Origin of the sequence: Moorella mulderi DSM 14980 (genome assembly GCF_001594015.1) — a bacterium.
GTDB classification, from domain to species: Bacteria; Bacillota; DSM-521; order Neomoorellales; family Neomoorellaceae; genus Neomoorella; species Neomoorella mulderi.
On sequence record NZ_LTBC01000002.1, the window covers coordinates 181,158 to 195,139 of the forward strand.

The window sequence follows — 13,982 nt, forward strand, 5'->3', positions numbered from 1 at the left end:
TCCTGAAGCAGGGGGAGGTGGAAGGAATAGCTTGTTCCTGGGAGGATGAAAATGGTAGTCCAAGACTATAATTTAATAATGAAAGGGGTTTCTCCATGAGCATGACGGCAAAAGAAGTGCTCGCCATGGCCAGGGAAAACAATGTCCAGATGGTTGACCTTAAATTTATCGACCTGCCCGGCACATGGCAGCATTTCACGGTCCCCATAGAACAGTTTGGGGAAGAGGTTTTTACCAGCGGCGTAGGTTTTGACGGTTCCAGTATCCGCGGCTTTAAAACCATCAATGAGAGCGACATGATCCTCATTCCCGATCCGGGAACAGCCTTTATCGATCCATTTTGTGAAATCCCGACATTAAGCCTGATCTGCAACGTGTATGACCCGGTTACCGGTAAAAACTACAATCGCGATCCCCGCTTTATAGCCCAGAAGGCGGAGGCCTATCTCAAAGAAACGGGTATTGCCGATACCAGTTTCTGGGGCCCGGAGGCCGAGTTTTTCATCCTTGATCACGTTCGTTTTGATCACAGCCAGTATGCCGGCTACTATTTCATTGACTCCATAGAAGGGTTCTGGAATTCGGGAGCGGAAATGAACGGCCATCCCAACCTTGGCTACCGGCCGCGTTACAAGGAAGGGTATTTCCCGGTTCCCCCTACTGATACCCTGCAAAACCTGCGTACAGAAATGGTGTTACTGCTCAAAGAGATGGGCATCGCCGTGGAAGCCCACCACCATGAGGTAGCCACGGCCGGTCAGGGTGAGATTGATATGAAGTACGCTCCCCTCACCCGGATGGCCGACCAGCTGATGATGTTTAAATATGTGGTCAAAAACGTAGCCATCAAGCATAACAAAACGGCTACCTTTATGCCCAAGCCGGTGTTCCAGGATAACGGCTCGGGAATGCACGTCCACCAGAGCTTGTGGAAAGACGGCCGGCCGTTATTCTTTGACGCCGGCGGCTACGCCGGTCTAAGCGAACTCGCCCTTTACTATATCGGCGGGCTGTTAAAGCACGCCCCGGCCCTGGCTGCCTTCTGCAGCCCTACCACCAATTCTTTCAAGCGGCTGGTGCCCGGCTTTGAAGCCCCGGTAAACCTGGTTTACTCCCAGCGCAACCGCAGCGCGGCCATCCGTATTCCCATGTATTCCAACAGCCCGAACTCCAAGAGAATCGAATACCGGCCGCCCGATCCTTCCTGCAACCCCTACCTCGCCTTTGCCGCCCTTTTAATGGCCGGTATCGACGGGATTAAAAACAAGATTCATCCGGGTGACCCCCTGGATAAAGACATCTACGATTTACCGCCGGAAGAAGCAGCCAAGATAAACTCTCTGCCCGGCTCCCTGGAAGAAGCCGTTGCTGCTCTGCAAAAAGACCACGAGTTTTTACTCCAGGGTGGCGTCTTTGACGAGGACCTCATCAATAGCTGGATTGAATACAAAACGAAAAAGGAAATCAGCCAGATTAAACTCCGGCCCCATCCCTACGAGTTTGTCCTGTACTACGATATTTAGGCAAAGTTCTTCACCCTGCCCTGCTGCCAGTAAGGGCAGGGTTTTTTGTCCCCGACAGGCAGCTTTAAGTCAATGCTTTAACTTAATAAAGATGCGGCCAGGGCCACCAGGAAAATGCCGTCAAAGACGCCGGCGCCGCCGATGCTGACCACCTGGGAGCGCAAGCTGCGGATGGCGCCGAGGTTTAAAATGTCGGCTCCCAGGAGGGTGCCCAGGGCTCCGGCAATGTAGGCCACCGGGGCGGCATTATGGGGAGAAACGATAATGGCGGCCAGGGCGGCGACAATGGGCGGGATAAAGGTAGGTATGGAAATACCCACTCCCGGTACTACCCGGGCCAGGATCTTGGCCACAATGGTAACAATAAGCGTAGCCTGCAGGGCCGGAAGTAACGGCGCCCGGGTGGCCAGGAGGTAGAGGGAAAAGAGGACGGGGATCACCGCCCCGCCAACGTTAACGCACAGGAGCTGGTAGCTCACCTGGGGCGGGTAATAGAAAAAAAAGGGGAAGCGACCGAACTGGGGTTGTTCAACATAAAGACGCCGGCGGGAAATAGGGATATTAATGAGCCCGCCGATAATTGAGGCTGCAAGTAAAGTAAAAGCCCCTGCCGGTGTCAGTCCCAGCCGGGCAAAGGAAAAAACGGCTAAATTGAGGAACAGGGAAGCCAGCAGCATGGGGATAAATAAAAAAAGGAATAGTAGCGACCATAACATTTTATCTCACCTCAGTGGTAGTTGTACCCGGTTAACCTGGCTAATCCATTTTATAACCGGGCCCTGGTAAACATTCTATCATAAAAAGCCTTGACGGATCTATAAAGTATGATATAATAACTGCAAAAGTCGGTGACCGGCAAAATGGCTTAAACGGGAGCAATGGTGTTCCCAAAGGGGTAAAGAAGCCCTCTGAAGCTATGGAAAGTAGTAGCTTAAGAGGGCTTTATACTTTTGGGGAAAAATTTTAACTGGAGGATTTTTGATGGTAAATGAAAAACTAACCAGGGAGGATATTCTCCAGCGGGTAAAGGAACTTAACGTCCGTTTTATCCGCCTGCAGTTTACCGACATCTTCGGGGTTTTAAAGAATGTTGCCATTACTACCAAGGAATTAGAGAAAGCCCTTGACGGCGAATTAATGTTTGATGGCTCTTCCATCCACGGTTTCGTCCGCATCGAAGAATCCGATATGTATCTCAGGCCCGACCCCTCTACCTTTGCCATCTTTCCCTGGCGGCCGGCAGATGGAGCGGTGGCCAGGCTTATCTGCGATGTATATAACCCTGACGGCACCCCCTTTGCCGGTTGCCCCCGGGGAGTGCTTAAAAAAGTCCTGGCCGAGGCGGAAGCCATGGGCTATACCATGTATGCCGGCCCCGAGGCGGAATTTTTCCTGTTCCATACCGATGGCCGTAAGCCCACCCTGGAAACCCATGACCAGGCCGGTTACTTTGACCTGTCACCGGTTGACCTGGGTGAAGACGCCCGCCGGGATATGGTCCTGGCCCTGGAAGCCATGGGCTTTGAAATCGAGGCCTCCCATCATGAGGTTGCCCCGGGCCAGCATGAGATTGACTTCAAATACGATAACGCCCTGGCCACGGCCGATAAAATTGCTACCTTTAAATTCGTTGTCCGCACCATCGCCCAGCGCCATGGCCTTCATGCCACTTTTATGCCGAAACCCGTAGCCGGCATTAACGGTTCGGGCATGCATACCCACCAGTCCCTGTTCAAAGACGGGCAGAACGCCTTTTATGATCCGGGAGATCCCTTACAGTTAAGCCAGACAGCCTATTACTATATTGGCGGCCTGATGCACCATGCCCGGGCTTTTGCCGCCATTACCAACCCGACAGTTAATTCCTACAAACGCCTGGTACCAGGTTTTGAGGCCCCGGTCTATATCGCCTGGTCCCCCCGCAATCGCAGCCCCTTGATTCGCGTGCCGGCCAAGCGCGGGGCCTCAACTAGAATAGAATTGCGCAACCCCGACCCGGCCTGCAATCCTTACCTGGCCCTGGCCGTCATGCTCAAAGCCGGCCTGGACGGGATAAAGAAGCAGATCCAGCCCCCTGCGCCTGTAGAGCGCAATATCTACGAAATGACGGCAGCCGAACGCCGCGACCTGGGTATCGGCAGCCTGCCGGGGGACCTGAAGGAAGCCCTGGATGAGCTTTCCCGTGATAAAGTAATCAGAGAAGCCCTGGGCGACCATATCTATGAACGCTTTGTCGAAGCCAAAGAAAAGGAATGGGACGAGTACCGCGTCCAGGTCCACCGGTGGGAAGTAGAGCAATACTTGACCATGTTTTGAAATCAGCATGAGGTGCCGCCAATTTCGCGACCAGGGACACGCCCGGGTTGTTACACACAAACCCATACCCGGACCGGCTTATACGGCGAGGCCGGCCCGGGTTCCGGGGCAGGTGGAGTGGTAATCTCAATACGTGAACAGGCAACCTTGACCTGTACCTCCAGGCGGCCCGGTCCGGCGGAAACAAAGGCCCGCTGCCAGCGGGGCCCGGACATCAGGGTAATGGTAGCGGTGTGGCCGGCAGCATCGGCATAGGTCACAAGAATTTCATAATTGTAGAAAGCCCTAGCCAGGGCATGGCTGCCGGGGGGAATGGGCACCAGTTGCTGCCTGGCGGTAATATTTTTAACCCCGCAGGCAATAATTTTAACCGGCACGCCTGGGGTAGGTGAGGAGGAACTATAAGACCACTGGAATAAGTTTTCCGTGGCCAGGTAAACCGAATCCAGCACCCTTTCCGCAGTGATTAATTCAATATGTCGCGGCTGTAGTTCCTCATATAATAAAGGCCGGCCGGCATGGGCAGCAAGCGCATTTACAGGCGGACTTACTGGCTGTATTCCCCAGGCTGGAATTAACAACAAAGCTGATTGCACGATATTAAAGACCACCCATTCCTGTACCGTTACCAGGATAATCGGACTGGGACCGACATGGAAGAGGTTACCTTTATTGGCCACAGTAGGAGCTGTAAAGGGCACATACCTTCACCCATCCGGTGAGTCCAAAACCAGACAATTAGCGAAAGACTGTTTCCAGGACCCTGGCCCAACGCTCAGCCCATATCTTACGGTTGAAAGTCATAGCGACTTCCCGAGCCCTCTGGCCCATGATCTGCCTTTTAGCTTTATCCCGGGCCAAATCTTCGATGGCCGCCACCAGATTTTCCACAGTCGGTTTAATTAGATAACCATTGTAGCCGTGCAAAACAATATCGCTCAAGCCACCTGCCAGGCCGGCAATTACCGGCCGGCCGCTGGCCATGGCCTCCAGGGCGGCCAGACTCGTGCCTTCGGTAGAGCGTGAAGGGATGATGACAATATCCGCCTGGCGGTAAACCTCAGGCATCATCTCCAGGGGCTTCCAGTAGTAAAAACAACGTTCCTGGGTAGCAATCCACTGGGACATGAGCCTTTCGGCGTTGTCATCATGGCCGCGTCCACAAAAATGAAATTCAATCCAGGGATAGCGAGCCGTCAATTTTTCTGCTGCCCGCATTGTTTCATTAATCCCGCGAACGGGAACCAGCCGGCGGGGGAAGAGGACACGGATGGTATCCGTGCTATTTTTTTCCTCCTCAGGTGGGTGAAAAAGGTCAGTATCAACATAATTAGGGATGTACTCCCATTTGTGATAAAAGCCGGGGAGGGTGGCATTGAAGAAGTTAATGGTGTTGGTATCTACAGAGATTAATTTTTGTGGCCCTGTCAGGGCAATACCAAGCCGCCTTAACCATTCCTGGCGTTCCTCCAGGCGTCCGGCCATGAGGTCGAAACCCGGCCAATCCCAAAAGATCCCGTGGCTAATGGCAATGCTTTTTTCCCGGGCTATGGGGTAAGCCAGGGTAAGGATGAAATAAATGGCGTAATCAAAGGCCATGGAATTCTCGTAAAAGGCTGTGCTGAGATCGGGAAAGGTATGGTATTCGCTTCTAGAAACCGGGATGCTGCGGATACGCACGCCATCGAATTCCCGGGTCCAACCGCTGCCTATCTGCCAGACCTCAACATAAAAACCTAGTTCGCGGAGCAGGCGGCAGAGGTCAACCTGGTAACGCTCTGCACCGCCCATAATAATTCTTTCGTTAGTAGGGTGAAAAAAGTTAGTCGTTAATAAAGCTACCTTTTTAGTCGTCATATCTCTTTATCACCTTCTTGCAATTAGCTCTACAAAGTTAAGCCCGGCCGGGGCCGGGCTATGCTTTAAGCGAGGGGGGAAGCCTGGGCCGTAAAGACCAGATCGACGCTCAAGTCCAGGTTCTGGGCTATGGTACCCGTATTACTAGGCAGGCTGACGACGAAAGTCAGCAGGTCATCATAGGGCGAAACTAGCAGGCGCCCACTAGAAGGTTGGTTGTATAGACCGGAAAGAGTGCCATTATAGAGGACTGTTGCTGGGCTGGCTTCGATATAAATGTTTAAGCGGTCGGCAAGTAACTGGGCCTCGCGGGGAGTAGTAGGGCTTACTTCCTTCCAGTCAGCAAAGATAAAGTAATACTCGTCCACGGTACCGGTATTTGACACTTGCAGCTGGGGCGACCCGACAGCCTGGCCGGGAACCAGGTTGGCCGGGGAAAAAAGGGCCGTGGTCGGGCTTAAGGTTAGAGCTACATCGGCAGTTCCTGCCGTACTGCCAGTAACAGTGGCACTGGCGGTTAGAGCCATGCAGATCACTCCTTTTACAAGCTTTTCTCTTTCCCCTATGCCTTTTGGGTATTGGCAAAGAGGGTCTTTCCTTTTTCTGGATTAGTATTACTATATGCATCTTAGCACGGAGAAGTTATCTAGTCCTGCCATTTTTCGAGCTTAATTTTATCCGCTGGCCAGAGGATGCTTTCATAATGTTCCCGGGGCATATATTTAAAGGTCGGATCCTGGCTAACGGCGCGCTCGTATTTAGCCCGGATATCAGCCGGGTTGGCCCAGCCGAGGTGTTTGATCCTTAGATCGCTTTCCAGGTGGGGCAGGTGGCGGTAGGCTAGAGGCAGGCGGCCGCAGTGAAATTTTTGTAATGGCCAGGCGGCATCCAGCCAGGGCTGGTACTTGACAAGGTAGATAGAAAAACCACGCAGCCAGGGATTCCAGAGGCCGTCGACGCGGTAGTAGTCTTCCCTGCCCCAGCAATCAAAAAGGCGAAAGCTAATGGCTGGAAAAAAATCCTGTTTTAGCAAATAAGGGAGTTCCCGGACTGCCCTAGTCTCCAGGAATTCATCGGCATCAAGGGCCAGTATCCATTCGGGGTTGGTAGCTACGGTATAGTGCCAGAGTTCGTGGCGCAACTGGGCTTCATCCTTAAGAAATAGCGGGGTATCGCGGCAATAAAGTTTAACCATGGGGAAACTCAAACAGATCTCAGGAGTAGCATCCGTAGAGGCATCGTCCAGGATGACCAGCTCATCAACATAGTTAGTCAAAGCTTTAAGGCAGCGCTCCAAATAACGATTGGCTTCATTACGGACGATCATCATGGCCGTAACCTTGGGCATAGAACTTACTTCTCCTCCGAACTATAGCCTTTCCAAAGGATAAACCTTGCTGATATACTGGCGCCAGCGGGCTTCCCAGAGGCGACGGTCAAAGGCCCGGGCGGTAGCAGCGGCGTTGGCACCGAGGCGCAGGCGTTCCCGGGGGTGATCAATTAAAAAGCGCAGGGCTTGGGTCAGGTATTCCCTGGTGGGATGGATTAACAGGCCATTATAGCCATCGATAATCAGGTTGGTAAGTCCGCCAACATTGGTGGCAATAACGGCCTTACCCATGGCCATGGCCTCCAGGCATGAAAAGCTGGTACCCTCCGAATAAATACTGGGAATAACAACTATATCGGCAGCGGCATAAACCTCCGGCATAGCGTTAAAGTCTGGATGACAGTAAAGGACACGCCCGTTATGGGCCTCCTTTTGCCGCCAGGCATGAAAAATCTCCAGGTACCGGGGGGTATTTTTATCAATGGCAAAGTGAAATTCCAGGTCGGGGTACTCAGCCAATAAAGGAGGGATAACCTCTTTCAACAGGTCAAAGCCCCGTTCTGGGGCCAGCCGGCGCGGGTACAAGACGCGTACCCTGGGCTGTTGTTCCTTTTCGCGGGGATAAAATTGCGTTAAATCGACAAAGTTTGGGATTACCCGGACCTTCTGGTCGGCCAGATTAGGGTAGATGGCCCGAGCAACATTAAGAAAGTTGTAGTCGCAAGATATGATTAAAGTGGCCTGAATAAGGGCTGCAGCGACATAGTTTTCATAGGCAGCCCGGGCGTGGGCCGGACTGTAACCCGGTAGTTCCCACCAGACGCCATGGGAGATGCAAATAGAACGGGGTCGGTAATAGACTTGCTGGAGAATAGAGGAATAAAGCACTCTCCCGCGGACAGTTTCCTCCATTCGTTTAACAGTTAAGTGCAAATGGTGCTGATCGGCCTGGTAGCCGTATACCGGCCAGCCGCGGAAAGTAGTTTGAAAATCCCGGTGGGCGTTCTGATGGAAGGAAACTTCATAACCCATCTCTGTCAGGAGTTCTGCCAGGGCGTGGAGGTATCTTTCCAGGCCACCGATTACTGGTTCTTGACCATTCCAGGCCAGCAGGTTGGGTGTAAAAATAGCTATTTGCCGGTCCAGGAGTATCACCCCGTTTTTTCTTCTTTTTTACTCATGTTAACTTATGCTTTTGTTCCATGAACAGTTACTAAAAACCCTTCCCAATGCTACCGATCGGGAAGGGTTTAAAGCTTTAGCTTGCTTTTATCAGAGTTTCAGGAAATTCAGAGGCATAGGTCAAGATCCGCTGCAGGACCTCCTGGCGTTTGGCGTTAATAGCCTCAAAATTCATGGCCGGTATATAGAAGGTCTCCATATAATCATGGGTTAACTTGGCCTGGCGGATATAGGCCACGGCCCGGTCCAGGCAGGCCTGATAGCGGTAGGCGGCGCTGCCGATCTCGTGGGCGTAAGTTGCCAGCTTATCCCGGTCGATATAGGCCGACAGGTTAAGTTTCATGGCCATAAGGTCCGGTAAAGACGAGGGATCGTAGGTATGCGGCGGCTGGACGTTCATGGCCGCTGCTTTTATTTCCGGTATAATAACCAGATCGATATTCCGAGGATTGAAGGGGCAATGGTAAATCTCCGTATGCAGTCCTTTTTCATGGGCCAGGTCGGCGATACGGGCCAGCACCTGGGGCACGCCGGAGCCGGGCTCGCCAGAGATGGTATATAGCTGCTGCACATCCTGGAGCAGGGATTCTACATGGCCGGTAATGATGCCATCAGGGGTAATAGCCGTGGCAAAGAGGTGGCGCACCTTGGCCGGCCGGTCATAGCGTGGCGCTACACCGCTGAAAATGGCATGAAGCAGGTTGGCCACAGCCTTGTTTACCTGACTTTCAATCATGCACTCGGAAATATAGCTTTCCCACTCATCGCGGATAACCTTGGCTTCCCGGAGGGCACTGTAGGCTATCTGGAACAAGCGCGCCACCCGTGCGTTGGCTTTAAGGATTTCCTCTTTATGGGCCCGCATTTTGCTTTCATCCCAGTAGTCTCCCAGGTGAATAATCTCATCTACAGCACCGGGGTTCTTAGGATCAACGATATGGGGAGCCGTACCATCGATTAGAGCTACTTTAATGGCCGGGATGACCACGGCATCCAGGGAATTGTTATCGGAGGAGCAGCAGTGGAATTCTACATCATAACCTTTAGCCAGCATGGTTTCGCCGATTTTGCGCATGAAGGTGGACTTGCCCACCCCCGGGCCGCCTTTAACGACGAAGATCCGGGTGGCATCTGGTTCGATAATGTAATCATAAAAAGAATAAAAGCCCTCACAGGTATTGCCGCCGGGGAAAACCCTTCGCAACTTGCCCTGGCCCATGTTTTAACCTCCCTGTAAAATTAACTTACTTAAATCTTATGCTTACGGTCCTATACTTTGCTATAGCTTCAATTTTTTCCATCTGGCTACAGGAAGGCGTGAAGCGCGAGCAATGGTTGAGATCAGGACGTTCCTTGTGGTACAATTTTACAAATAGCACTGTTGTCTCTATACAGGACGTTTATGGAGGTGAAGGTGTTGCTAACCCCTGAAGTGAACGCGGATGAACTGAATTTGCCGGCAGAGGTAGCGCGAAAACTGAAAGGTAAGCGAGTAACCATCGTGGAGGTGCGCGAGGGATTTCTTCTCAAACCCGTGGAAGATCCAATTCGTGAGGCACGGGGGATTTTGAAGGGAAAGGGCTTTAACGTAGAAAAGTACCTGCAGTCCAAGTAATTGGAAAAGGATCGCTGCCAGCCTTGTAACTGCGGATCACCATGAGTTCGACCTTATTGCTACCAGGGAAGATATCGCGTTCCGCTGGATAAGGTGATTCCTTACTCCAAATAGCCTTTGTTTCAACACTCCTCACTGTTCAGGTGAGGGGCTTTTTTATTGCCAAAAAACTATCTTGCTGGGGAAGAGTCTGGTATACGTTTCCGCCGTCAGTTCATTTCCCATATTCTTCCTTAATTACTGTTTTTACCTTTTCGTTAAAGCGGAACCCATTCTGTTCCAGACTATCGAGGATTGGGTCGGTAGCTTCTCTGATTTCTTTCACACCGGGAAGTTCAGTTCCCTTTAGTACCACTTCATTTGATTAACAGTTCTTTTGGCAACTCGAGATCAATCCTTATAGTTTGGTCCGGCATTTTATCGCCTTCCGGTAATACTAACTTTAGTAAAATCATACCATAAGAGATACACGTCCTCAACTTTATGTTTATTATAATCCATCTGTGATATCGTCACCTTGAAAAAATCTGTAACAGAATCAATTCCCGATTTACGACTCGTATGCGGTTAAGATGCTCACATACCATTTGAATGGGAAAGGCAGGGAAGGGCTCTCGTATAAGCAGTTTGCGGCGGGCTTTTCAGCGTTGAAGGATGCCCTGGATTTTCCCGTGACCACTCGGCAACTCGACCGGTACCTGTGGTTGGCAGGCCAGGGCGGACCATCCAGGAAATGCTCATTGAAATCGATAGACAGCTGAGCATAATCGAAGAAACCGTAAGCAGAGGCTCAAGGCACCCCTGATCAGGAAGAATTTCCATCAAAAACCGTGTGTCACAGAAAGGCCGGAGTTCCCTTACGGCGAAAAGGATAAAGACGTGTCACACTAATTTTGCGGATTCCCCAGAACACCTGATAGAAAATATTTTCTAAGACGCCGCTTGTGTATGGTAATCTAAAAGTGACCCACTTTTAAGGAAATGGTAAACAAAAAGGAACCCACCCCCAACAAATCGAATCCTGCTGCTAATGGTCAGTAAACTTAGCAGCGGGAGAAAATCGAGGTGTTGGAGATGTCCAGCTAGATTATATCAGGGAGAGGTGACGACGTGCGAAAATGTTATCCACCGTCATTTTCCGCGGCGCGTGCTGAAACTGGTCATTCCCGGCCTGGTTCTGTTTCTCCTTCTCGGTCTGGCGGCGAAATCCGGCAGCATGGTTGTGGAACGAGTGGAGGTGCAGCAAACATTCTTTTGCGAAGATGATACAGGGCATACCTGCACCTGATGGCGGAGCTTAATCCCGTCCGTGCAGGGCTGGTAGAAGAGGTCTGGCAGTATCCTTTGAGCAGTGCCGCGGCGCACCTTGCGAACGGATCCTGCGGCCGCGCAAGAGCGGACCCAAAGGACCCCGGCGGACGAGGAACTGAGCAGATTGAGTATGGTGTCCCCCCTGATTTCCAATTATTCTTCGGCTTACAAAATGCAATATTTTTGATAGAATGTCAACCGGGGTGAAAAGGTGATGGTCAGAGAACGGCTCAGGCTGGCCCGGCGGACCGCTGGACTGAGTTTGCGGGAATTAGCCAACCGTGTGGGTGTGTCGCCTCAGGCCATTTCAAAGTATGAAGGAGGCTTAGACATACCAAGTTCCGGTGTCCTGCTCCGTCTGGCAGAGGCGCTCGGGGTCAAGGTTGAATATTTTTTCCGGACGCGTAGGGTGAACCTTTCCGTGCCGGCTTACCGTAAAAATTCTGCGCTGCGCCGCAAGCAAGAACAAACGGTCCTTGCCCAAATCCAGGGGTGGCTTGAACGATATCTCGAGATTGAAGCGCTTTTCCCGCCCGGCGACGCCGTACGCGGCTTTGTTTTACCGGAGGGCGTAAATCCCAGGATTACCGTGCTGGAAGAAGCGGAGCGGGTGGCGGAAGAGCTAAGGGCGGCCTGGCAGTTAGGCTTGGCCTCCATCGAAAACCTGACCGAACTTCTTGAGGATAAAGGGATCAAGGTTGGGTTGGTAGACGGTGTGGATGGCTTTGACGCCTGCACCTTCATGATGGAGGACAACACCCCGGTCATTGTTATGCGGCGTAGTCTTGCCGGCGACCGCCAGCGCTTCAATTTGGCCCACGAATTAGGGCACATTATTCTCCGGCCCGAAAAAGGGGCGAGTGCAGAGAAAGCGGCGCACCGGTTTGCCGGTGCTTTTTTAGTCCCCGCACTGGCGGCGCGCCGCGAATTGGGGGAGCAGCGGCAGGCGCTTAGCCTCTACGAACTGCATCATTTCGGAAGCGCTCGCCACGAATTTGTTCCGCGAATTTCGCCGCCGTGGTTGGGACCAGAAAGAACCAGGCGATGCTCTGCCCCCCGAGGAACCAAAGCGGATGGAACGGCTCGTGATGCGTGCGCTTGCGGAGGATCTGATCTCAGAATCCCGTGCCGCCGAACTGTTCGCCAAATCCCTGGCTAAATTTTGGCGGGAGGTGGCCGAGCGGCATGGCGGATTCCCGGCGGATCCACGCGAATGACACGAACATCTGGATTGACCTGTATGCCGGCGGGATTATTCACGAAGCGTTCCAACTGCCGCTTCGGTTTATCGCCCCTGATGTGGTTATTGCCGAATTACGGGTGCCCGATGGACAAACCCTGGTATCCCTCGGATTGCAGCAGGAGGAACTTGCCGGCGACGGGGTCCACCTTGTCATTCAATTAGCAAGCCGGTATCCCGCGCCCTCGCGCGTGGACCTTTTTGCCCTGGCGCTGGCCAAAGCAAGGGGCGCTGTTTTGCTAACCGGTGACAGGCACCTGCGGAAAGCCACGGAACAAGAGAAAGTATCAGTGCACGGGACGCTTTGGATACTGGACGAACTGGTTCGACAGCGGATCGTTACGCCCCAATAAGCGGCTCGAGCGCTGGAAAAGATGCGGGCGATGGGAAGCCGCCTGCCCCGCGCCGAGTGCGAACGTCGGCTGAGAAAATGGGGAAGAAGAGACGGTTGACGCTGTAAGGGCTTCGGCAGGAAAATGGCGGCGATTGGAGAATAAAACAAAAAACGGCCGTTACGGCAGTACGCTCCTTTACGGTTTGAACCTCTAAAAACCGGCTGTTTGGTAAACTGTTCATCCTGCAGGAGAAGGTTATGGCGAAAAGGAAAAGCGCGGTAAAAAACGGCAACGGCGACCTCGAATTCGCCAACCGGCTCTGGTCGGCGGCCAACCGGCTACGGGGCACGGGGGAGGTAGCCGAATACAAGCACATCATCCTCGGGCTGCTCTTTCTGAAATACCTCACGGACGCTTTTGAAAACCGGCACCGGTTCCTGACGCGCGCCGTTACCGACCCGGCCAATACGGAATACTACGTCAAGGAGGCGTCGGCGGAATACATCGCTTCCGTCGCTGAGGACAAGGACGAGTACCTGGCCGCCAACATCTTCTGGATCCCGCCCCAAGCCCGCTGGTCTTTTCTTTTGGCGAACACGCACCAACCGCATCTCGGTCGGCTGATTGACGAGGCGATGGCCGCCATCGAAAAAGAGAACCCGAAGCAGTTGCGCGGCGTGCTCCCGAAGATCTACGCCCGCGCCGCCATTCCGGCGCAGACCTTAGGGGAAACTGCTGAACCTCTTTTCGGCGGTTGACCTGGTCAACGGCGATGCCGTGGCGCGGGATGTTCTCGGCCGGACCTACGAATACTTCATTAAGATGTTCGCCAAAGCCGAGGGGCACCGGGGCGGCGAGTTTTACACCCCGCAGTGCGTCGTGCGGCTGCTGGTCGAGATGCTGGAGCCCTACCGGGGGCGGGTCTACGACCCGGCCTGCGGTTCCGGCGGGATGTTCGTACAGAGCCGCAAGTTCGTCGAGGCCCACAACGGCAACCCGAACGACATCTCCATCTATGGGCAGGAGCGTAACGAGGCCACCTGGCGCATCTGCAAGATGAACCTAGCGATCCGGGGCATCCCCAACGAAAATATCCTGTTAGACGATACCTTTACTAACGATCTGCATAAGGACCTGCGCGCCGACTTCATCATCACCAATCCGCCCTTTAACATGAAGGAGTGGGGCGGCGAGCAGCTGCGCAAGGACAAGCGCTGGATGTTCGGCTCGCCGTCACTAGAAAGTATGCGACCTTTTTGGAGGAAAGTTTGAT

Annotated in this window: 15 protein-coding genes; 8 read left to right on the top strand and 7 right to left on the bottom strand. The window is 53.0% G+C overall.

Features of this window, described 5'->3' with window-relative positions:
• The first annotated feature begins 95 nt into the window (after positions 1-95).
• Complete coding sequence (gene glnA / locus MOMUL_RS04140) at positions 96-1,523, top strand: type I glutamate--ammonia ligase (RefSeq protein ID WP_062281897.1); 1,428 nt, start codon at positions 96-98, stop codon at positions 1,521-1,523.
• 77 nt (positions 1,524-1,600) lie between these two features.
• On the opposite strand, the gene MOMUL_RS04145 is transcribed toward glnA (MOMUL_RS04140), so the two are convergent.
• Positions 1,601-2,239 carry a DUF1614 domain-containing protein gene (locus MOMUL_RS04145; RefSeq protein ID WP_062281900.1) on the bottom strand — a complete coding sequence of 213 codons (639 nt, stop codon included), beginning with the start codon at positions 2,237-2,239 and terminating at the stop codon, positions 1,601-1,603.
• Positions 2,240-2,504: 265 nt separating this feature from the next.
• Between MOMUL_RS04145 and glnA (MOMUL_RS04150) the strand changes: the two genes are divergently transcribed.
• Positions 2,505-3,839 (top strand): type I glutamate--ammonia ligase, encoded by a 1,335-nt coding sequence (gene glnA, locus MOMUL_RS04150; RefSeq protein ID WP_062281903.1) that lies wholly within the window; start codon positions 2,505-2,507, stop codon positions 3,837-3,839.
• A gap of 50 nt (positions 3,840-3,889) precedes the next feature.
• Here the strand turns inward: glnA (MOMUL_RS04150) and MOMUL_RS04155 are convergent, their stop codons facing one another.
• The 6 genes from MOMUL_RS04155 to MOMUL_RS04180 form a co-directional block, all read right to left on the bottom strand.
• Positions 3,890-4,519, bottom strand: a complete 630-nt coding sequence (locus tag MOMUL_RS04155) for a hypothetical protein (protein ID WP_169802161.1) — start codon at positions 4,517-4,519, stop codon at positions 3,890-3,892.
• Between the two features lie 58 nt (positions 4,520-4,577).
• Positions 4,578-5,696 carry a glycosyltransferase family 4 protein gene (locus MOMUL_RS04160; protein ID WP_062281909.1) on the bottom strand — a complete coding sequence of 373 codons (1,119 nt, stop codon included), beginning with the start codon at positions 5,694-5,696 and terminating at the stop codon, positions 4,578-4,580.
• Between the two features lie 65 nt (positions 5,697-5,761).
• Positions 5,762-6,223: a hypothetical protein gene (locus MOMUL_RS04165; RefSeq protein ID WP_062281912.1), complete on the bottom strand. Its 462-nt coding sequence runs from the start codon at positions 6,221-6,223 to the stop codon at positions 5,762-5,764.
• A gap of 119 nt (positions 6,224-6,342) precedes the next feature.
• Positions 6,343-7,044 (bottom strand): glycosyltransferase, encoded by a 702-nt coding sequence (locus MOMUL_RS04170; RefSeq protein WP_062281915.1) that lies wholly within the window; start codon positions 7,042-7,044, stop codon positions 6,343-6,345.
• Between the two features lie 21 nt (positions 7,045-7,065).
• Complete coding sequence (locus MOMUL_RS04175; RefSeq protein ID WP_236712974.1) at positions 7,066-8,181, bottom strand: glycosyltransferase family 4 protein; 1,116 nt, start codon at positions 8,179-8,181, stop codon at positions 7,066-7,068.
• A gap of 103 nt (positions 8,182-8,284) precedes the next feature.
• Entirely contained in the window at positions 8,285-9,427 is a 1,143-nt protein-coding gene (locus MOMUL_RS04180) for a PRK06851 family protein (protein ID WP_062281918.1), read from the bottom strand.
• 195 nt (positions 9,428-9,622) lie between these two features.
• Here MOMUL_RS04180 and MOMUL_RS04185 point away from each other — a divergent pair, with 195 nt between their 5' ends.
• From MOMUL_RS04185 to MOMUL_RS17045, 6 genes are all read left to right on the top strand, one after another.
• On the top strand, positions 9,623-9,823 hold the full coding sequence (locus MOMUL_RS04185; protein ID WP_084785452.1) for a hypothetical protein: 201 nt from the start codon (positions 9,623-9,625) through the stop codon (positions 9,821-9,823).
• 1,102 nt (positions 9,824-10,925) lie between these two features.
• Complete coding sequence (locus tag MOMUL_RS16095) at positions 10,926-11,111, top strand: hypothetical protein (RefSeq protein ID WP_153018234.1); 186 nt, start codon at positions 10,926-10,928, stop codon at positions 11,109-11,111.
• Between the two features lie 285 nt (positions 11,112-11,396).
• A complete protein-coding gene (locus MOMUL_RS04195) occupies positions 11,397-12,293 on the top strand; it encodes a helix-turn-helix domain-containing protein (protein WP_201786460.1) in 897 nt (298 codons plus the stop codon).
• 26 nt (positions 12,294-12,319) lie between these two features.
• Entirely contained in the window at positions 12,320-12,727 is a 408-nt protein-coding gene (locus MOMUL_RS04200) for a PIN domain-containing protein (protein ID WP_084785453.1), read from the top strand.
• Between the two features lie 239 nt (positions 12,728-12,966).
• Positions 12,967-13,467 carry a type I restriction-modification system subunit M N-terminal domain-containing protein gene (locus MOMUL_RS17040; protein WP_062281932.1) on the top strand — a complete coding sequence of 167 codons (501 nt, stop codon included), beginning with the start codon at positions 12,967-12,969 and terminating at the stop codon, positions 13,465-13,467.
• Positions 13,468-13,486: 19 nt separating this feature from the next.
• Positions 13,487-13,981: an HsdM family class I SAM-dependent methyltransferase gene (locus tag MOMUL_RS17045; protein ID WP_062281934.1), complete on the top strand. Its 495-nt coding sequence runs from the start codon at positions 13,487-13,489 to the stop codon at positions 13,979-13,981.
• Position 13,982 lies beyond the last annotated feature (1 nt).